16 protein-coding genes are annotated in these 19,022 nt (G+C 71.3%); 9 read left to right on the forward strand and 7 right to left on the reverse strand.

What is annotated here, in order from left to right; all coding sequences use genetic code 11:
* Positions 1-49: 49 nt before the first annotated feature.
* Positions 50-400, forward strand: a complete 351-nt coding sequence (locus tag ACTG9Q_RS12610) for a hypothetical protein (protein ID WP_455572906.1) — start codon at positions 50-52, stop codon at positions 398-400.
* A 277-nt stretch (positions 401-677) separates the two neighbouring features.
* On the opposite strand, the gene ACTG9Q_RS12615 is transcribed toward ACTG9Q_RS12610, so the two are convergent.
* Genes ACTG9Q_RS12615 through ACTG9Q_RS12630 form a run of 4 tightly spaced genes read right to left on the reverse strand, consistent with a single transcriptional unit; the run spans position 678 to position 4,429 of the window.
* Positions 678-1,406 carry a DUF72 domain-containing protein gene (locus ACTG9Q_RS12615; RefSeq protein WP_455572907.1) on the reverse strand — a complete coding sequence of 243 codons (729 nt, stop codon included), beginning with the start codon at positions 1,404-1,406 and terminating at the stop codon, positions 678-680.
* Between the two features lie 53 nt (positions 1,407-1,459).
* Positions 1,460-2,386 carry a TAXI family TRAP transporter solute-binding subunit gene (locus ACTG9Q_RS12620; RefSeq protein WP_455572908.1) on the reverse strand — a complete coding sequence of 309 codons (927 nt, stop codon included), beginning with the start codon at positions 2,384-2,386 and terminating at the stop codon, positions 1,460-1,462.
* Positions 2,383-3,768, reverse strand: coding sequence for a sensor histidine kinase (locus ACTG9Q_RS12625; protein WP_455572909.1), 1,386 nt, complete (start codon positions 3,766-3,768; stop codon positions 2,383-2,385). Before ACTG9Q_RS12625 ends, ACTG9Q_RS12620 begins: the two co-directional genes overlap by 4 nt.
* Before the next feature lies 1 nt (position 3,769).
* Positions 3,770-4,429 carry a response regulator transcription factor gene (locus ACTG9Q_RS12630; protein ID WP_455572910.1) on the reverse strand — a complete coding sequence of 220 codons (660 nt, stop codon included), beginning with the start codon at positions 4,427-4,429 and terminating at the stop codon, positions 3,770-3,772.
* 132 nt (positions 4,430-4,561) lie between these two features.
* Between ACTG9Q_RS12630 and ACTG9Q_RS12635 the strand changes: the two genes are divergently transcribed.
* On the forward strand, positions 4,562-5,803 hold the full coding sequence (locus ACTG9Q_RS12635; protein ID WP_455572911.1) for an Nramp family divalent metal transporter: 1,242 nt from the start codon (positions 4,562-4,564) through the stop codon (positions 5,801-5,803).
* Positions 5,804-5,837: 34 nt separating this feature from the next.
* On the opposite strand, the gene ACTG9Q_RS12640 is transcribed toward ACTG9Q_RS12635, so the two are convergent.
* Positions 5,838-6,836 carry an isopenicillin N synthase family dioxygenase gene (locus ACTG9Q_RS12640; RefSeq protein ID WP_455572912.1) on the reverse strand — a complete coding sequence of 333 codons (999 nt, stop codon included), beginning with the start codon at positions 6,834-6,836 and terminating at the stop codon, positions 5,838-5,840.
* 241 nt (positions 6,837-7,077) lie between these two features.
* Between ACTG9Q_RS12640 and ACTG9Q_RS12645 the strand changes: the two genes are divergently transcribed.
* Both ACTG9Q_RS12645 and ACTG9Q_RS12650 read left to right on the forward strand, forming a co-directional pair.
* A complete protein-coding gene (locus ACTG9Q_RS12645; RefSeq protein ID WP_455572913.1) occupies positions 7,078-8,307 on the forward strand; it encodes a cytochrome P450 family protein in 1,230 nt (409 codons plus the stop codon).
* Positions 8,300-8,809 carry a pyridoxamine 5'-phosphate oxidase family protein gene (locus tag ACTG9Q_RS12650; RefSeq protein WP_455572914.1) on the forward strand — a complete coding sequence of 170 codons (510 nt, stop codon included), beginning with the start codon at positions 8,300-8,302 and terminating at the stop codon, positions 8,807-8,809. The genes ACTG9Q_RS12645 and ACTG9Q_RS12650 overlap by 8 nt, the downstream gene beginning before the upstream one ends.
* Here ACTG9Q_RS12650 and ACTG9Q_RS12655 read toward each other — a convergent pair.
* The gene (locus ACTG9Q_RS12655; protein WP_455572915.1) at positions 8,786-9,472 is read right to left on the reverse strand and encodes a thiaminase II/PqqC family protein; all 687 of its coding nucleotides are present in this window, start codon (positions 9,470-9,472) and stop codon (positions 8,786-8,788) included. The two genes, ACTG9Q_RS12650 and ACTG9Q_RS12655, sit on opposite strands and share 24 nt — an antisense overlap.
* Positions 9,473-9,824: 352 nt before the next feature.
* Between ACTG9Q_RS12655 and ACTG9Q_RS12660 the strand changes: the two genes are divergently transcribed.
* Genes ACTG9Q_RS12660 through ACTG9Q_RS12680 form a run of 5 tightly spaced genes read left to right on the forward strand, consistent with a single transcriptional unit; the run spans position 9,825 to position 17,141 of the window.
* Positions 9,825-12,833 (forward strand): amino acid adenylation domain-containing protein, encoded by a 3,009-nt coding sequence (locus ACTG9Q_RS12660; protein WP_455572916.1) that lies wholly within the window; start codon positions 9,825-9,827, stop codon positions 12,831-12,833.
* Positions 12,834-12,841: 8 nt separating this feature from the next.
* Positions 12,842-13,615, forward strand: a complete 774-nt coding sequence (locus tag ACTG9Q_RS12665) for a leucyl/phenylalanyl-tRNA--protein transferase (protein ID WP_455572917.1) — start codon at positions 12,842-12,844, stop codon at positions 13,613-13,615.
* Positions 13,612-14,349 (forward strand): N-acetyltransferase, encoded by a 738-nt coding sequence (locus ACTG9Q_RS12670; RefSeq protein WP_455572918.1) that lies wholly within the window; start codon positions 13,612-13,614, stop codon positions 14,347-14,349. Before ACTG9Q_RS12665 ends, ACTG9Q_RS12670 begins: the two co-directional genes overlap by 4 nt.
* A 29-nt stretch (positions 14,350-14,378) precedes the next feature.
* A complete protein-coding gene (locus ACTG9Q_RS12675) occupies positions 14,379-15,428 on the forward strand; it encodes a methyltransferase (RefSeq protein ID WP_455572919.1) in 1,050 nt (349 codons plus the stop codon).
* Between the two features lie 3 nt (positions 15,429-15,431).
* Positions 15,432-17,141 (forward strand): acyl-CoA dehydrogenase family protein, encoded by a 1,710-nt coding sequence (locus ACTG9Q_RS12680; RefSeq protein WP_455572920.1) that lies wholly within the window; start codon positions 15,432-15,434, stop codon positions 17,139-17,141.
* Between the two features lie 127 nt (positions 17,142-17,268).
* Here the strand turns inward: ACTG9Q_RS12680 and ACTG9Q_RS12685 are convergent, their stop codons facing one another.
* The gene (locus ACTG9Q_RS12685) at positions 17,269-18,753 is read right to left on the reverse strand and encodes a vWA domain-containing protein (RefSeq protein WP_455572921.1); all 1,485 of its coding nucleotides are present in this window, start codon (positions 18,751-18,753) and stop codon (positions 17,269-17,271) included.
* Positions 18,754-19,022 lie beyond the last annotated feature (269 nt).

Consider the following 19,022-nt stretch of genomic DNA (forward strand, 5'->3'; position numbering starts at 1 on the left):
GGGCGAGACACCCTGGAAGACGAGAAGAGGAACCGTGAAGCGATTCGCGATGACTGTCGGTATGGTCGCCGCGCTGGTGTTCGGCGGTGCCGCCGCGGCGAACGCCACCACCACGACCGGCAATTTCGACTGCCAGAACACCGGCACCATCTCGGTCCCGGTGCTGTCGTGCAACGACGTCACCGTGTCCCCGAACCTCAAGATCGAGCTCGGGCTGGACAGGGTCCTCAACAACACTGAGATCTCGATCATCGAGGACGCGCTCAACAACATCGACATCGACGTGAACAACCTGGTCAACGTCAAGGACACCCTCCTGGCCGTCTGCGCCGACCTGGGCGTCGACGTCGACAAGATCCTGGTGTGGATCGGCATCCTCGGCCCGATCGTCCTGCTCTGACCCCTGCTCCAAGACACGAGCACCAGGAACACCAGCGCAGACCGCGGCGGGCCCCTGCCCGCCGCGGTCTGCCACGCCACCACCTCGAAGATTGCAACGACAAACAATTGGCACCTCGAACAGGACCGCGGCCTGGCATTACTCGATGTCAGCAGTTCCTGACTTATTCGGCCGAGACCCGACGCAGACGCCGTTCACAAAAGATTGTTCGCCTACACCACCACGCACCTAATCCCGACCTCGTAGACAAACAAACTCGGCCCCCATGGCCGGGCGGTCACACCGCGCGCAGGAGGTGGCGGGTGAGGCTCTCGGCGTCGTAGGGGGCGTGGCCGCACATGGTGTTGTCGAAGTAGACGTAGACGTCCTTGGCGGTGCTGTGGGCCTTGGTGACGTAGGTGGCCCAGTGATCGAGGGAGGCATCGGAATAGCGGCTTTTGTACAACTCGGTGTCGCCGTGCAGGCGGAGGTAGGTGAAGGCTGCGGTATCGGCGTGGAAGCAGGGCCAGCTGGGGCTGTCGGAGACCACCAGGGCGACGTCGTGGGCGGCCAGCTGTTCGGTGAAGCGGTCGTCGGCGAAGGTGGGGTGGCGGACTTCCACGGCGTGCCGGATGCCGGGCGGCAGGGTGCTGAGGAAGGCCGCGACCACCTCGGGCTCGTAGCGGAGCGAGGCGGGGGTCTGCCAGAGGACGGGGCCGAGTTTGTCCCCGAGTTCCTCGACCCCGGAGCGGAGGAACTCGGCCATGATCGGCCCCGCGGCCCGCAGGCGTCGGTCGTGGGTGACCACTTTCGGCCCCTTGACGGCGAACACGAAGTCCTCCGGCACGGTGTCGCGCCAGCGCTGGTAGTCCGTGGGCTTGCGCATCCCGTAGAACGACCCGTTGATCTCGATGGTCCCCACCCGCCGCGACAAGTACGCCAGCTCTCCCCGCTGCGGCAGCCCAGGCGGGTAGAACCGCCTGCGCCACTCGGGATACACCCACCCGGAGGTCCCAACGCGAATCACCACACCATGATCGCCAACCCGCCCCGCCTCCGCGACCCGAGTTGACGGCGGCCTCAGCCGCGCAGGCTCCGATACGCCGCCACAGCGCCTGGGTGCAGGGCAAGCGGGCCAGTGACCGGCAGGGAACGGCGGTCGAGGTACTGCGTTCCCAGGGCCTGCGACGGCACCAGGGCGGGCGCGTCCGTCACGAGGACCTCGGCCACCGCGGACGCCACGTCGTGCCGGAGGTCCGTCCTGGCGACCAGGAGGTTGGCCACTCCCACCGTCACCACTGGCTCGCCGTGACCGTAACCGTTGTCGGGCACCGGAACCCGCTCGTAGAACGACCCGTGCGCCGCGCGCAGGGCGGGTAGGTGTTCGGTGAGGTCCAGCAGCCTCAGGGGCATTCGCGCGTCCAAGTCCAACAGGGCAGGCGTCGGGACACCGCCGGACCACAGCAGCGCGTCGACCTCGCCCGCGGCGAGCTTCCCGGTGGCCACGGTCAGCGGGTGGTGCTGGGCCTCGACGGCCACGCCCGTCACCGCCAGCAAGCGGGCGCCGAGCACCGCCGCGCCGGAGCCGGTCGCGCCCAGCGACACCGGGCGCCCGCGCAGGTCCGAGACGGTCCGCACCGGGCTGTCCGCCGGGACGACCAGCTGGGTGTAGTTCTCGTACACCCGACCGATCGCGCGTAGCGGTTCGGCCTCGGCCGCCGCGACGTCGAGCAGCGCCAGGCCCAGTTCGGCCTGGCCGGACCGGACCATGACCAGGTTGTGCACGCTGCCGCCGGTCGGCACCACGCTCGCGGCGAGGCCGGTGCGCGCCCGCACCCGGTCGGCGAGCAGGGTGGCGAACTCGACGTAGAACCCGCCGCGCTCCCCAGCGGCGATGCGCAGTGGGCCGGTGGGCCCGCTCGCCGAGCACCCAGCCGCCGAGCACCCGGCCGCCGCCGCGGCCACGCCGAGTCCCAGCCGCAGCGCGGTGCGCCGTGAAGTGATCACGCTCGACCTCCTGGCAAGTCCACGGTGACCTCCAGCCCGCTCGGCGCGCCCAGGGCGAGGCGCAGCGTGCCGCCCCACGCGGTGACCAGCCGGTCGGCGATCGCCAGGCCCAGACCCGAGCCGGGGGCGTCGCGGCCGCGTCCGCGCCAGAACCGCTCGGTGAGCCTGCCCAGCTCCGCCTCGGACACCCCGGGGCCGTCGTCGGTGACCCGCAACCGCACCCGGCCGTCCTCGGCGAAGCAGCCGCAGCGCACCCGCGTTCCCGCGCCCGCGTACTTGACGGCGTTGTCCAGCAGTACGTCGAGCACCTGCGCCAGGTCGGACTCCGGGCACTGGACCGGCGCGGTGTCGGGTCCGCCCGGCTCGCTCAGCAACTCGACCCCGGACGCCCGCGCCGCGATGTGCCAGGCGTCCAGGCGCTCGGCCACCATGGCCACCGCGTCGGCCCCACCCGCGTCGGTCCCGCCCGTGGCCAGGGCGGTGGCCGTCGAATCAGCGGAGGCCAGCGCCAGCATCGCGGCCAGCAGCGCCTCCAGCCGCTCCAGCTGGCGGACCGCGGAGGCGTAGCCGTCGGTGTCGTCGACGTGGGCGGCCAGCGCGTCGATCCGCAACCGCAGCGCCGCCATCGGCGTACGGAGCTGGTGCGAGGCGTCGGCCACCAGGTCCCGCTGCCTGCGGGCGGACTCGGCCAGCGCGACCGACATCGCGTTGAACGCCACGGTGAGGCCGCGGAGCTCCGCGGGCCCCACGTCGGCGGGCGCCTGCGCACCCGGCCCCCGGCCCGTCACCTCGCGCACCCCGTCGGACAGGCGGGTGACCGGCAGGAGCACCCACCGCGCCAGCCACGCCGCGAGCGCCGCGCACAGCAGGGCCGCCAGGAGCGCGCCCACCAGGACCGCGGCCCAGCGGGCGCGGATGTCGCGCACGGCGGGCGCGACCGACGACCGCAGCACCACCGCTCCCACGACCCGGGTGCCGGTGCCGACCGGCTGGGCGAACAGCGCCGTCCCGCCCGACCACGGGCGCAGTTCGGCGGGCGCGGGCTGCGGCTGGTTGCGCAGCGCGGCGTCCACCGCGGACACCACGCTCGGCTCGTCACGGCGCATCCCCGTCGCCACAACAGATTCGCCAAGCGCGTTGACCACGACGACACCGTCGCCGAACAGCGCGGCGTGGGCGTGCACCTCGTCGATCAACCGGCTCTGGTCCCCGCTCGCGGCGGCTTGCTGGGCCAGCGTGGCGAACCGGGTGACGTCGGCGGTGCGGGAGGAGGCGAAGTGCTGGGTGCGGTTGGCGGCCGTGGTGTGCAGCAACGGAACCGCGAACACGGCGACCGCGGCCATGGAGAACGCCAGCAGCACCGCCAGCAGCCGGGCACGCACCTCAGGTCTCCAGCCGGAAGCCGTAGCCCCGGATCGTGGTCAGCGTGCCGGGACTGGCCAGCTTGGCGCGCAACTGCGCGATGTGCACGTCCAGCGACTTGGACACGGCGAGGTACGCGTCGCCCCAGACCTCGTCGAGCACCCGCTGCCTGCTCACCGCGGCGCCCGGGCGCCGGGCCAGCGCGGCCAGCACGTCGAACTCCTTGGTGGTCAGCTCCACCGGGCGCTCGCCGACGGCGACCCGCCGGGCGTCGAGGTCGATCAGGACGTCGCGCGCGCGGACCGTGCCCCCCGGGTGCGGCTCGGCGGTCCTCGACCGGCGCGCCACCGCCTCGATCCGCGCGGCGAGCTCGGCCAGGCGCACGGGCTTGACCAGGTAGTCGTCCGCGCCCAGGTGCAGCCCGCGCACCACCGTGCGCTCGTCACCGTGCGCGGTCATCACGATCACCGGCACCGTGCTCACCCGGCGCAGCTTGCGCAGCACGTCGAGACCGTCCATGTCCGGCAGGCCGAGATCGAGCAGGAGGACGTCGACCTCGTGGTAGCGGCCCAGCGCGTCCGCCCCGCGGATGACCCGCGCCGTGTGGTGACCGTATCGCGCCAGGGCTTGGACGACGGCGTCGGCGAGGCCGCTGTCGTCCTCCACGAGCAGAATCCGCACGGGCAGCCTCCGTCGTCGTTGTCGGGGGTGCCTCAAAGGTAGCGGCAAGCTCCGCGCGGTTTTCCTAGCCGAGGGTAAAGCCTGCTCGCGCGCCCTGGGCACGCCGCGGGGCCGTGGCTAGCTTTCCCGACCATGTCACCCATCACCAAGGAACCACCCGCGAACCGCCGGGCCCGCCTGCGCCAGATCGGACCCGGCATCATGGCCGCGGCCACCGGGGTCGGCGCGGGCGACCTGGTGGCCACCCTGGTCGCCGGATCGAGGTACGGCTACACGCTGCTGTGGGCCGTCGTCCTCGGAACCGTGTTCAAACTCGCCTTGGGCGAGGCGGTCGGCCGCTGGCATCTGACGTCGGGGCAGACCCTGATGTCCGGGTGGCGGACCCTCGGCACGTGGGCGCTGGTCTACTTCGGCGCGTACGCCGTCATCTGGGGGTTCGTCTACGGGGCCACCGCGATGTCGGCGTCCGGGCTGCCGCTCAACGCGCTGTTCCCCGCGCTGTCGGTGCGCACGTGGGCCATCCTGTGCGGCCTGGCCGGGTTCGCGCTGGTGTGGCTCGGCCGGTACCGGCTGCTGGAACGGGTGATGACGGCGTTCGTCGGGATCATGTTCGTCACGGTCGTGGGCACGGCCGTGCTCGTGGCGCCCGACCTCGGCGCCGCCGCGACCGGGCTCGTGCCGCGGCTGCCGGACGGCTCGCTGGTCTACATCCTCGGCCTGATCGGCGGCGTCGGCGGGACGATCACCATGGCCGCCTACGGCTACTGGACGATGGCCAGGGGCTGGCGCGGACCCGCGTGGCTGCCGCTGATGCGCACCGACAACGCCGTGGGCTACCTGACCACCGGGGTGTTCGTCCTCGCCATGCTCGTCGTCGGCGCCGAGATGCTCACCGGCACCGCGATCGCCTCCGGTGACAAGGGGCTGCTGCTGCTCGGCGACACCCTCGCCGACGACCACGGCGAATGGGCCAGGATTCCCTTCCTGATCGGCTTCTTCGCCGTGTCGTTCAGCTCCGTGATCGGCGTGTGGCACGGCGTCAGCCTCCTGTTCAGCGACTGGTGGCGCACCATCCGCCGGTCCCAGGAGCAGGCGGACGAGCGCAGTCCCGCCTACCGGGCGTACGTGCTGTGGCTGACCTTCCCGCCGATGGCACTGCTGTTCCTCGACCAGCCCTTCCAGCTCACCGTGGCCTACAGCGCCCTCGGAGCCCTGTTCATGCCATTCCTCGCCGCGACCCTGCTGGTCCTGCTCAACTCCCGCCGCGCCCCGGAGCGCGGCAGGTCCGGATGGCTCTCGAACAGCATGCTGCTGCTGTGCCTGGCCCTGTTCGCCTACCTCGCCTACGAACAGGTGCTCAGCCTGTTCACGTGACGCGATGCCCCCAACCGCTACATCCAGCCAGGGCCTAGCTGGTCTCCTCGACCGGCTTGGCGAGCTTGATCTTCATCTTCTCGTTCAGCCACTGGCCGATGGTGACGCTGTCGAAGGTGTGCTCGGCGGTGGTGATCGGGTGCAGGGGCTCGATGCGCGCGTCGTGGTTGGGCATGTAGAAGAACGGGATCGAGATGCGTGAGGAGGTGTCGCCCGGTTCCGGGTTGAGCACGCGGTGGACCGTGGACTTCCAGCGCCCGCCGGTCCAGAACGACATGAGGTCGCCGATGTTCACGACGAAGCTGCCCGGCACGGCCGGGACGTCGAGCCAGTCGTCGTGCAAGACCTGCAAGCCGCCCTTGTCGTCCTGCTGGTACAGCACGGTCAGGCTGCCCCAGTCGGTGTGCTGGCCGCGCCGCAGCTGGCCTTCGACGGGCGCCTCGACCTGGGGGTAGTAGTAGTTGGCGAGCAGCAGGGAGACGTGCTGGTCGAACTTGTCGTCGAAGAACTCCTCGTCCAGGTCGAGCGCGGTGGCGAAGAGGCGCATGACGTCCCGCGACAGGTCCGTCATGGCGGCCATGTACTCCAGCCAGGTCGGGCGGAAGTCGCCGGGGACGCCGGGCCAGGTGTTCGCGACCTTCCACGGGGCGGCGTAGTCGCCGAGCCTCGCGCGCTCGTCGTCGGGGAGCTCACCGGTCACGTGCGCGGCGAACGCCTCGTACAGGCCGGCGCCCGGCTTCCGTTCCCCGTCTTCGACGATCTCGCCGAACCGGCGGAAGCCGGTCACACCGGGACAATTCCCGACCAGGTCCTTGGTCTCGGCCGGTTGGGTGAAGAACCGCTGGGTCGCCGCGTGCATGCGCGCCACCAACTCCAGTGGGACGCCGTGGCCGATGACGGTGAAGAACCCGGACGACTCGCACGCCGAGCGGATGGCATCGGCGATCGCCGCGCGCCCGTCCGCCGTGTCCCGCGACGCCAGGTCGATCACCGGCACGAAGTCCGCCACCACGACGACGTCGTCCCTGTGCATGTGTCTCCCCCGGTGTCAGGACCTGCTGGAATGGCGGAAGAAGCCGTGCGCGGTCGCGAGTTTACCGCTGTGTGACCCGGTTTCGCAGACGTCGCAACCCCAACTTTCCCTGGAGGTCGCCACGGCAGGGCGGTACGGTGAGGTCATCTGAGGGGAACGGCTCGTCGCCGTTCCCGGGGCGATGTGCGCGTCACCTGTTACCCCGCACCGCATCCGTGCTGCGACCTCTCCGGGAGGCACCATGATCGGGTTCAGCGCCACGCCCACCACGAAGATCGACAGCAGCGGCGGCCACCGCATGTACGAGCAGCTCGACCGGCTGCGCGCCGCGGGACCCGCCGTGCCCGTCGAGCTGCCCGAGGGCTTCGCCGCCTGGTCCGTCACCCGCCGTGAGGTCGTCACGTTCCTGCTGACCCACCCGGGTGTCTCGCGCGACCTCAAGAAGAACGTCCCGGGGTACGTGCCGGGCGAGGTGGCCTGGTTGTCGCCGTGGGTCGACGTCGAGTCCATGTCGACGGCCGAGGGCCGCGAGCACCAGCGGCTGCGCAGGCTGGTGGCCCCCGCCCTCACCCCCAAGCGGATCGACGCGATGCGCCCGCACGTGGAGCGCATCGCGGGCGCACTCCTCGACGGCCTGTCGTCGCTGCCGGTCGAGGACACCGTCGACCTGCACACCACGTACTCGCAGCAGCTCCCGACGCGGATGGTCTGCGACCTGTTCGGCGTTCCCGACGACCTGCGCCCCGAGGTGCTGCGCATCCTGCGCGTGGTGCTGAACACGGACAACGTGCCCCAGGAGGAATCCGCCGCGGTCTTCACCGACATGAACGCGGCGATGCGGGTTCTCATCGACCTCAAGCGCCGCGAGCCCGAGGACGACCTGACCAGCTTCCTGCTCGCGGCCCGGCTCGAGGACGAGGCGCCGCTGAGCGAGCAGGAACTCGTGGACATGCTCCTGCTGCTCATCGGCGGCGGCAGCCAGACCACCGTCTCCCTCATCGACCACACGGTCCGGGAACTGCTGGCGCATCCGGACCAGTTGGCGATCGCCCGCGCGGACCCCAGCCGGTGGGCGGACGCGATCGAGGAGTCGCTGCGGGCGCACTGCCCGGTCTCCTCGCTTCCCATGCGCTGGGCCAAGGAGGACATCGACCTGGGCGAGGGCGTGGTGATCCGCAAGGGCGACGCCATCCTCGTCAACTACCTCGCCTACGGCCGCGACCCGGACCTTCACGACAACCCGGGCGCGTACGACATCGAGCGCCCGGACAAGGAGCACCTCGCGTTCGGGATGGGCCCGCACTTCTGCCCCGGCGCCCGCCTCGCCCGGCTCGAAGCCGAGGTCGCCGTCCCCGCGCTGCTCGACCGCTTTCCCCGGCTCGCCTTGGCGGTCGCGCCCGGCGAGGTCGAACCGCTGCGCTCGTTCATCGCCAACGACATCGCCGCCCTGCCCGTGCGCCTCCATGGGTGAGGCGACACCGCGGGCCCGAACCACCCGGCTGCTCCATGAGGCGAAGTACCTGACGCTGGCCACCGCGTCCGCCGACGGCTCGCCCTGGTCGGCGGTGCTCCAGTACGCCTGCCTCGCCGACCCGCCGCGCTTCCTGTTCGGGTCGGCCACGCGGTCCCGCCACAGCCGGGACATCGCCGTGCGGCCCGAGGTCAGCGGCGCGCTGTTCGTGGCAGGCGCCGACCTGCTGTCCGTCGACGGCGCCCAGTTCAGCGGGCTCTGCCGGGAGTTCTCGGCCGAGGAGGTGGACCGCTTCCACAAACCCTTCTACGACGCGGTTCTCCCCGATCCGCGGGAGCGGGCCGAGTGGGCGCTGCCGCCGTCGGCGCTGCTCGCGCCCGCCGATCACCGCATTTACGTCATCGAGGTGCGGCGGTGGTGGCTGGTCGACACGACGATGTGGGCCGAGGACCGCATCGATCGGCGGGTAGAGGTCCCGTTAGCCGACTTGGCGTTCGGCTGAGCCCTCGCCGATCCCGTCGGCCATGGTCTGCCAGAAGAGCATTTCGAACGCGTGCACCGCGCGGGCGGTCCGCACCGCCTCCGCCGGGTCTTCCCCGGTGCCGAGACCTGCGGCAACGGTCGACACGGCTTGGTCGAGGAGGTCCTGCGGTGTCTCGGCGAAGAAGCGGAAATGGCTCACCGCTCCTTCGTCGAAGGAGTACTGGGACCGCAGCGCCTCGGCCACCCGGGTGTACGTGCGGCCGGACTCCCCCGCGTTCGCGAGCAGCGCCAACGCGATCGCGCTGCTCGGGCCGTAGGCGGCGCTCTGCGCAAGGAAAGCCGGGTAGCCCTGGGTCAGCGCATGGGGCTGGTAGGCGCGCAAACCGTCCTCGTCCACGCCCGCGGCGAGCGCGAAGTCGGTCAGCAGCCGCAGTGCCTCCCCCTCTCCATGGGCCATCGTCAGGAACAGATCGCCTGCGGGTGGCTCGGGGAAGCGCGCGGCCAGCACGGCGAAACTGCGGCGGTCGCTGCTGACCAGGCGGTGCAGTTCCCCGGCGAGGCGCGCGAGGTGGGCTCGCGGGACCCGGCCTGCTTCCAGGAGGTCGAGGAACCGATTGGGCGATGAGGGTTCCGCCATTTCCTTCTGCGCCAGAGCGATCAGAGCAGCGACGTCGTGATCCATACCCCATGGCAGCACCGCGCACCGGACCTGTCAATCGAGCGGCGGGGTAGTCCGGACGTCGGGGTTGCCTCCCCCACGAGGTACCGCTATATCTAGTAAGGGTGCTGGGGCAGGGTATTCACCGCGAGGTCCGCGCCCCCTGAACACGCACGGTCACCGGGAAGGCTGCGTGCGAAGGGAATTCCGATGTCCTCTGCCACCATCCCGGCCGACGAGCGAACCCGCGCTCCGGGCGGTACCCGCGGAGGCCGACGCGGCATGAGCTCCGCGCAACACACCGCCTCGGCTGTCCTGTGCCTGGAATGGCGCGACTCATGGGCGTTCTCGTCGGATTCTGCGCTGAGGGGACCACATGGATGTTCACGCGGGACCACCCGTCCACGAGGTCATCGCCGGGCTGGCCAGGGAACACCCGGACCGCATCGCGGTCGTGTGCGGCGACGAGCAGGTGGACCACGCGCGGCTCGACGCTCGCGTGGGCGGGCTCGCGAGCCTGCTCCACGGGCGGGGGGTCGGCCACGGCTCCGTCGTCATGGTCTGCCTGGACCGGTCGATCAGCTCCGTCGTCGCCCTGCTCGCCATCTTCCGCCTCGGTGCCGCCTACCTGCCGGTCGATCCGAGGACTCCCGGCGCCCGCGTCGAGACCTTCGTCAAGGAAACGGGCTGCGCGGCGGTCGTCGCCGAACCTGAGCACGCACCCCGCTTCGCCGCCCTGCCGGTCACCGTGGTCTCCCCGGTCGGGAGTTCGCCTGCCGCTGCCGCGGCCACCTCGGTCCAGCCCACCGACGCCGCGTACATCATCTACACCTCCGGGTCCGGCGGTGCGCCGAAGGGCGTCATCGTCAACCACGGTTCCCTGCGGTACTTGTGCGTCGCGATGCGGGAACGGCTGCGGCTGCGCTGCGACGACCGGGTTCTCCAGTTCGCGGCGCTGTCGTTCGACACGTCGCTGGAACAGATCCTGGTGACGTTGACGAGCGGTGCGACCCTCGTTCTCCCGGACATGACCTGGGCGCCGAGCGAACTGCCCGCCAAGGTGGTCCGGCACGGCATCTCCGTCATGGACCTCACCCCGGCCTACTGGCGCGGCTTCCTCGCCGCTCTCGAACGCGATCCCGTCCCCCTCCCGGTCCGCTTGGTGATCGTCGGCGGTGAGGCCGTCCGGGCCGAGGACTGCCGCGCGTCGCTGCGGCTCATGCCCGGCGCGCGCCTGGTGAACGCCTACGGCCTGACCGAGACCACGATCACCTCGTGCACGATGGACCTGACCGCCGATGTGCTCCCCGAGCGGGGAAACGTCCCGGTCGGAACCCCACTGCCGGGAACCACGGTCCACGTCGTCGACGAGGACCTGCGACCGCTTGGGGCGGGACAGCGCGGCGAGGTGTGCGTCGGCGGTCCGGGGGTGGCGCGCGGCTACATCGTGGACGAGTTACCGGGGCACGAACGTTTCGTGCCGTCCCCTTTCGCCACCGAACCCGGGGCCAGGGCGTACCGCACCGGCGACCTCGGATTCCTTTCCCCCGAAGGAAACCTGACGGTCCTCGGCCGCGTCGACCGGCAGACCAAGGTCCGCGGCTTCCGGGTGGAACCGGGCGAGATCGAGACGGTGCTCGCCACCCACCCCGCCGTCAAGGACGCGGTGGTGCTGGTACGCGACCACGGCGGGGAGCGCCACCTGGTCGGCTACATCGCGACCGCGACTCCCGGCGAAGCTCCCCCGAGCGCGGGACTGCGCCGGTTCGCCGCGGAACACCTGCCCGCGCACCTGCTGCCGAGCGCGTTCGTCGTCGTCGAGTCGATGCCGCTGACGCCGAACGGCAAGGTGGACACCGCCGCGCTGCCCGAACCCCACTGGACCGCCGACATCGAGCACGTCGAGTCTCCACAGGAGACGGCCATCGACCGCGGTATCGCCGCCATCTGGCGACAGGTGCTGGGCGTGGGCGCGGTCGGCCCCCAGGCCAACTTCTTTGAACTGGGCGGCAACTCCATCCTCGCGGCCGAGCTGATGGCGAAGGTCCGGATCTCCTTCGGCGTGCACATCAACCAGATCCGCCCGCTCATCCGTCTCCTGCTGGACGACGCCACCCTGCGCAGCTTCACCAAGGCGGTGCAGGCCGCGCGGCGAGGGACCCTCGACGGTGACGACACGAGGAAGAAGGTCGACTTCGCCGCCGAGGCCGCGGTGGGCGTGCCGATCACTTCGGGGTCGACGGCCGACTGGCAGGACCCGCGACACGTCCTGCTCACCGGCGCGTCCGGTTTCCTGGGCGCCTACCTGCTGCGCGAACTCCTCGGCTCCACCGACGCGGTGGTCCACTGCCTGGTCCGCGCCCGCGACGGCGCGCACGCGATGCGGCGCGTCCAGGAGAACACCGCGCACTACTTCGGCGACGGCCTCGACGGCCACCGCGCTGCGGGCCGTCTCGTCGCCGTGCCGGGCGACCTCACGAAACCGCTGCTCGGCCTCTCCGAAGAGGACTTCGACGCTCTCGCGCGGACGGTGGACGTGATCCACCACGCGGGCGGAATGGTCAACTTCATCTACCCGTACGCGCACCTGAGCCCGGCGAACGTGGCGGGCACCCGCGAGGTCATCCGGCTCGCGGGCAGGCACCGCAACATCCCCGTGCACTACACGTCGACAATGGCCGTCGTCTCGGGGTTCGGCACCGCGGGCGTCAAGCACGTCACCGAGGACACCCCGCTGGGCCACCCCGAGCACCTGTCGGTGGGATACGTGGAGAGCAAGTGGGTCGCCGAGGCACTGTTGCGGAACGCGGCCAGGGAAGGGCTGCCGGTCGCGGTCTACCGGGCGGCGGACATCTCCGGGGACTGCGTGAGCGGCGCGTGGAACACCTCGACCGAGATGTGCGCCATGAAGAAGTTCATTGTGGACAGCGGCCTCGCCCCGATCGCCGAGCTGCCCTTGGACTACACGCCGGTGGACCGGTTCGCCGCCGCGGTCGCGCACATCGCGCGGACCGGGCTGCCGGAGGGCGAGGTCTACCACCTGACCAACAGCGACAAGGGCTACATCGGTGACCTGGCGGAGCGGCTGCGGGCGAGCGGGCGGCCCGTGCGGGAGGTCTCCTGGCAGAAGTGGGTCGACGCGATGGTGGACATGGCGGTCGAGCACCCCGAACACCCGATGACCCCGTTCGCCCCCCTGTTCATCGACCGCTGCGCCGCGGGCACGATGAGCGTCGCCGAGATGTACCTGGAAACCACGTTCCCGGAGTTCACCCAGGCGAACGTGACGGCCGCGCTGCGTGGGACCGGCATCGAGGTCCCGCCGGTCGACACCGCCATGCTCGACCGCTACATCCGGTACCTCGACGCGGTCGGCTTCCTGTGACAACCGCGATGGACAGCCTGATCGCCGCGCTCGACCTGGCCTCCGCCCCGGCGGGCGGCCCCGTGGCGTTCCACCGCGACCTCAGCCCGGCTTCCCTGCTTTCGGCCTACCGCAATGGTTTGTTCCCGTTCCCGACGGACAGGCCGGAGGGCGCGATGGTCAACGAGATCACCTTCGAGAGCGAGGTGTCCGCGGGACGGATACCGGCCACCGGCGCGGACCCGTACGCGGTCGGCTGGTGGTCGCCCGACCCGCGCCCGATCATCCGAACCGATCGGCCGCAGATCCAGCGGAGCCTGCGCAGGCAGCTCCGGAACAAGGTCGAGTGGACGACCACCCTCGACACCCGCTTCGAGCAGGTCGTGGAGAACTGCCGGGCACACCGGCAGTCCCGCTGGCTGACCGACCCGCTGATCGACTCCCTGGTCGCGCTGCGCGAGGCCGGTCACGCCCACAGCGTCGAGGTGTGGGAGGACGACGGCCTGGTGGGCGGCACGTTCGGCGTGCGCGTCGGCGCGGTGTTCAGCGCGGACTCGCAGTTCACCCTGCGCAGCGGGGCGGGCAAGGTCGCTGTCATCGACCTCCTGCGCCGGTTCGCCGACAGGGGCGGCGTCGCGGTGGACGTCCAGCACGACAGCGCCCACGCCCGCCTCCTGGGCGCCGCGCCGACCCCCCGCGCCGACTACCTGGACCTGCTGCGGCGGCACCGCGACGACGACGTCCCCCTCACCCCAGGCCGGCTGCCCGCGCGCAGGCTGGCCGAGCAACGGAGAAGCCGATGACGGACCTGCGCGCTGTCACCCTCGCCGAGCGCCCCGAACTGGCGGAGGCCATGCTGACCATGGAGGCGGCGTGGCCGGAGTACATCCGCCCCGAGCCGGTGCTCATCACCTGGGCCTTCGACCGGCACGCACGCCACCAGCTGGTCGTGCTGGACGAGGACGACCGGGTGGTCGCACGGGCGGCCGCGGTGCCCTTCTCCTGGGACGGGGACCCGGCGAGCCTGCCCGACACGGGCTGGGACGAGGCGCTCCGGATGAGCGTGCTCGACACCTACGCGGACGCCGAGATGACCGCTCTCTGCGCCCTGGAGGTCGCGGTCGTCCCGGATGCCCGTGCGCGCGAGCTGTCCGGCCGCGCGCTCGCGGCCCTGGCCGACAACGCGCGCCGGGCCGGGTGCTCGGACCTCGTCGTCCCGGTCCGGCCCAGCCGCAAGCACCTCGAACCGCTCGTGCCCATGGCCGAGTACGCCGCGCGGACCAGGGAGGACGGCCTGCCGAGCGACCCGTGGCTGCGCGTGCACGTCCGCGCGGGCGCCGAGGTCCTGGCGGTCTGCCCCGTCTCCATGACGATCTCTGGGAGCCTCGCGCAGTGGCGCGCCTGGACCGGCCTGCCGTTCGACGCCGACGGCCCCGTGATCGTCCCCGACGCGCTGTCGCCGGTCCACGTGGACGTGGCACACGACCACGCCGTCTACGTCGAGCCCAACGTGTGGGTCCGCCACCGGCTCTCCTGACCCGATCCCCACCGCCCGGAAGGTATGCCATGACGAGCAGCGTCCCCCCGAGCCCGGCGGCGAAGGCGCGCAACCGGGCCGCGCTGATCGAGATGATCGGCGGGTACATGACCGCGCACGCCCTCGGCCTCGCCGCCGAGCTGAAGATCGCCGACCTCATCCACGACGGCGTGAGCGGCAGCGCCGAACTCGCGCGGGCGACCGGGAGCCACGAGCCGTCGCTGCGCCGGATGCTGCGTATGCTCGCCGCGGTGGGGATCACCACGGAGCCCGAGCCCGGCCGGTTCGGCCTGACCGAGACAGGCGAGCAACTGCGCTCGGACTCCCCCGACTCCCTGTACGCGTTCACCCGCGTGTTCTGCCACGAGTCGCACTTCAGGGCCTGGCTCGGCCTCGACCACTCGGTCAGGACCGGCGAGTCCGGCTGGGACCACGTCTTCGGGCAGGGCATCTACGCCTACCTCGCGGACAACAGCGAGCTCAGCGCGCTGTTCAACGAGGCGATGAGCCAGGAGTCGCGGATCGCGGCAAGTGGGATCGCCTGCGCGCACGACTTCTCCGGCGTCACGTCCGTTGTGGACATCGGTGGCGGGGACGGCACCCTGATGCGCGCGATCCTCGACGCCAACCCGCACCTGAACGGCATCGTCCTCGACAGTCCGAGCGGAGTTGTGCAAGCCGAAGGCGTCCTCGCCGCGGCGGGATTGGCCAGCCGATCGGAGGTGATCGCCGGTGACTTCTTCCAGTCGGTCCCCCAGGGCGGCGACCTCTACATCGTCAAGAGCGTCTTCCAGGACTGGGACGACGGGCCCGCCACGGCGCTGCTGCGCACGTGCAGGCGCGACATGCCCGCCTCCGCCACCCTGCTGATCGTCGGGTCGATCCTTCCCGAGACCGCGGCGCCGGGCGATCCGATCATGTTCTTCACCGATCTGAACATGCTGGTGAACTCCGGTGGGCGCGAGCGCACCGAGAGCCACTTCCGCGCCATGCTGGCCGAGACCGGCTTCACCGTCGAGTCCGTCGCCCTGCGCGCGGCGGGCCCGCTGTCGATGATCACCGCCAAGCCGACCGTGTGAGGGATGTCAGTGGACGCCGCCAGTTTCGGCAAGGAGATCTTCCTCGGTCGGGTGCGCCTCGACCTGCTCGACCTGCCGCCGGACACCGGCCTGCGCCTCGATGACGACAGTGAGGCGTTCCTCGCCCGGCTGCGCGAGTTCTGCCTGACCGAAGTGGACAGCAGGAAGATCGAGCGGGACGACCGCGTGCCGGACGAGGTGATCACCGGCCTCAAGGACCTCGGCGCGTTCTGCGTCAAGATCCCGCGCGAGTACGGCGGGCTCGGCCTGCCCGGGGCCTGCTACCACCGCGCGCTGATGCTGGTCGGCAGCGTCCACTCGGCCCTGAGCGAGCTGCTCGCCGCCCACCAGGCGATCGGCGTGCCCCAGCCGGTCCTGCTGTTCGGGACCGACGAGCAGAAGCGGGAATTCCTGCCCCGCTGCGCCCGCGACATCTCGGCGTTCCTCCTCACCGAACCCGACATCGGCAACGACCCGTTCCGCATGCGCACCACGGCCGTGCCGGACGGCGAGGGCTACGTCCTCAACGGGGTCAAGCTCTGGGCCACCAACGGCGTGCTCGCCGACCTGATGGCGGTGCTGGCCATGGTCCCGGAGTCCGGGCCCGCCCCCGGCGGGATGACCGCCTTCGTCGTCGACGCCGACACCCCGGGGATCACCGTCGAGCGCCGCAACGCGTTCCTCGGCCTGCGCGGGGTGGAGAACGGCGTCATCCGGTTCCACGACGTCGTCGTCCCCGCCCGCAATCGCATCGGCGGCGAGGGCGACGGCCTCGACATCGCCCTCGCCGCCCAGGACACCGGCAGGCTCTCCATGCCCGCGGTCTGCGCCGCGGCCGCCAAGTGGAGCCTGAAGATCGCCCGCGAGTGGTCCGCGGTGCGGGTGCAGTGGGGCCGCCCGATCGGCGAGCACGAGGCGGTCGCCGCGAAGATCTCCTTCATCGCGGCCACCGCGTTCGCCCTGGAGGCCATCGTCGAGGTCTCCGGCCGCCACGCCGACGCCGGGACGCGCGACACCAGGGTGGAAGCGGAACTCGCCAAGCTCTTCGCCACCGAGAAGGCGTGCCAGGTCGCCGACGAGCTGGTCCAGATCCGCGGCGGCCGCGGCTACGAGACCGCCGAGTCCGCGGCCGCCCGCGGCGAGCGCGGCGTCCCCGCCGAGCAACTGCTCCGCGACCTCCGCATCGGCCGCATCTTCGACGGCTCAAGCGAAGTCATGCGCGCCTTCATCGGACACGACGCCGCCAACGCCCTTCCCACCGGCGGCACCGCCCACCCACCCACAACCCACGCGGGCCCCCTCGCCGAACACCTCACCTATGCCGACGCCACCGCCCGGTGGTTGGCCGCACACTTGGCAGCCACCACCCCCGAAACCGGCCAACTCCACCTCGGCCGCCTCGTCGACATCGCCAGCGAGCTGTACGCCATGGCCGCCACCCACGTCTACGCCACCCGCTGCGCGGGCCCCCGGGCGCTCGACCTCGCCGACACCTTCTGCCACCAGGCCCGCCACCGCATCGACACCCTGTTCACCCACCTCGACACCAACACCGACGCCCAGGACCGCGACCTCGCCGCCAGCATCCTCGCGGGCAACCACACCTGGCTCGAAGAAGGCGTCCTCGACCCCTCCATCGAAGGCCCCTGGATCGCCGAGCACCCCCCAGGCCCCACCCGCCTCCCCAACCTCCGCCGAATCATCCGCCCCTAATGACCACAGTGGATACCTGGCCCACCGGCTGATCACGGTTCACCCCTGAACACGGCCTTGCCCCGGAGTTCCACCGGCGCACCGCTGCGCCCGGCCGCCCCCTGCGGGCGGCCGGGCGCGGTTCCCCCTACCTGCGGGTGATGACGAACTCCACCCCGCCCAGGTCCTCGCCCCTCTGGTCGGTCTGGAACATCCGCACCACCTGGCCCTCAGCGGCCCGGTCACCGGCGGTGAACGTCAGGGTGACCTCAAGGCGCTCACCCGCGTCCAGCGCGATGTCGTGCAGCACGGCCCTGCGCGGGTCGACGACCTCCAGCTGCGTCTCGCCGACCTGGCGCACGCCCTCGCCCTTCGCACCCGACGCCCGCCAGCGCTTGAGCCCTTCCGGGCCCAGGTCGACGACCAGCCTGCCGTCGAACGCCTGCTCGCCGGCGGCCAGCACCAGGTCGGTCGCCATGCGCTGCTGGAACGGGTTGCCCACCTGGAACGGGCGGACGATCGGCTTGGTGCCCGGCAGCGCCGCCACCGAGTTGATGTTGCGCCAGCCGATGTTGTTGTTGTTGCGCGCGTTGGTGTGCGTCGCGGTCGTCTCGGCGAACGTCATCGGGTCGGTCGCCGACTCCCAGCGGGCCAGCAGGCAGAAGTGGCCGGGACCGGGGACGTTGTGCCACGGGACCATCACGGTGGTGCCACCCGGGGGCACCGAGACACCGTTCAGCTGGCCGAACTGCGTCCAGTGGGCAGGCCACTGCGCGCCGCCGCCCTGCGCGGTGTAGTAGAGCTTCAGCGTGCCCACCCCGGTCCCGGACCCGCCGGGGCCGGGGTTGTTCAGGGTCACGAACACGTAGTTCGTCTGCCCCGCGATCGGGTTCGTGCCCGGGCACGGCGCCGCCGTCGTGCACACCCGGATGTCCGGGCTGCTGTACGCCGAGCCGGAGACCAGCGGCTCCACGCCCGCGTCCGCGCCGTTGTCGCGGATGTAGACGTCGGTGGGGTGGCAGTTGTGCAGCGCGCGCCGGATGTAGGCGGCGGTGTCGCTGCCGTTCGAGCTGGTCGTGTAGGCGTAGCCGCCGCTCGTGTTGGCGTAGTCCTGCATGATCGGGACGATGGTGCTGGTGAAGGCGGCTGATGTCGGCACGTGAATGGGGGTCAGCTTGATGCCGTTGGCCTGCGCGTCGAGGGCGACGTTGTGCGCGTTGGCCACGTCGGCGGCGGTGTGGGCGTCGTCGAAGCCGCCGGGACGGGCGTCGGTCACCATGATCGCGTGCTTGGTCGCGTTCGTCCGCCAGGTGCCCGCGAAGTTGCCGACCTGCGGACGGCCCGGCGCGGGCAGGTTGTTGACGGTGGTGTTCAGCGCCTCGTCAGAGGCTTCCGGCTCGCCATTCCCGCCCCCCGCGCTGAGCGCGGCCAGCGCCGCCGACACCGCGGCCTGGTTCCCCGCCGCGAGGTCGACGTTCACCGTCACGTTGTCGCGGAAACTGACCAGGGCCAGCTTGTAGTCACCACCGGAGAGCGAGGCGACGTCGGACAGGATCGCCGTCAGCCCGGACTGCACGTTGGACAGCGCACCACCCATGCTGCCGGTGGTGTCGAGAACAATGGCGACGTCCATCGGACCGCACTGACTGGCAGCGGCAGGCGCCGCCGCCCCCACCGAACCCCCGACAAGAGCAGGGGCGAGCGTGGCGGCCAAGGCCACCGCCGCAACAAGTGGAACACGTCTCCGCCGCTGCGTGGGTATGCGCATCGGGGCCTCCTTCAAAGGTGGTTTGCAAGGCCCCTTGAGCGTCAGCCGACCTGGTTGCACGCCGGTTGCAGATCGGTTGTCCGGTACGACCAGGTCGACCGGTTCGTCCGACCGGCCTGGTCATGCCCGGTTCT

It is taken from the genome of Actinokineospora lacus, assembly GCF_053813445.1.

Coding starts and splice junctions, on each gene's coding strand:
- ACTG9Q_RS12610 (WP_455572906.1), top strand. CDS start 50: ATGACTGTCGGTATGGTCGCCGCGCTGGTGTTCGGCGGTGCCGCCGCG.
- ACTG9Q_RS12635 (WP_455572911.1), top strand. CDS start 4,562: ATGTCACCCATCACCAAGGAACCACCCGCGAACCGCCGGGCCCGCCTG.
- ACTG9Q_RS12640 (WP_455572912.1), bottom strand. CDS start 6,836: ATGCACAGGGACGACGTCGTCGTGGTGGCGGACTTCGTGCCGGTGATC.
- ACTG9Q_RS12645 (WP_455572913.1), top strand. CDS start 7,078: ATGATCGGGTTCAGCGCCACGCCCACCACGAAGATCGACAGCAGCGGC.
- ACTG9Q_RS12650 (WP_455572914.1), top strand. CDS start 8,300: ATGGGTGAGGCGACACCGCGGGCCCGAACCACCCGGCTGCTCCATGAG.
- ACTG9Q_RS12655 (WP_455572915.1), bottom strand. CDS start 9,472: ATGGATCACGACGTCGCTGCTCTGATCGCTCTGGCGCAGAAGGAAATG.
- ACTG9Q_RS12660 (WP_455572916.1), top strand. CDS start 9,825: ATGGATGTTCACGCGGGACCACCCGTCCACGAGGTCATCGCCGGGCTG.
- ACTG9Q_RS12665 (WP_455572917.1), top strand. CDS start 12,842: ATGGACAGCCTGATCGCCGCGCTCGACCTGGCCTCCGCCCCGGCGGGC.
- ACTG9Q_RS12670 (WP_455572918.1), top strand. CDS start 13,612: ATGACGGACCTGCGCGCTGTCACCCTCGCCGAGCGCCCCGAACTGGCG.
- ACTG9Q_RS12675 (WP_455572919.1), top strand. CDS start 14,379: ATGACGAGCAGCGTCCCCCCGAGCCCGGCGGCGAAGGCGCGCAACCGG.
- ACTG9Q_RS12680 (WP_455572920.1), top strand. CDS start 15,432: ATGTCAGTGGACGCCGCCAGTTTCGGCAAGGAGATCTTCCTCGGTCGG.
- ACTG9Q_RS12685 (WP_455572921.1), bottom strand. CDS start 18,753: ATGGACGTCGCCATTGTTCTCGACACCACCGGCAGCATGGGTGGTGCG.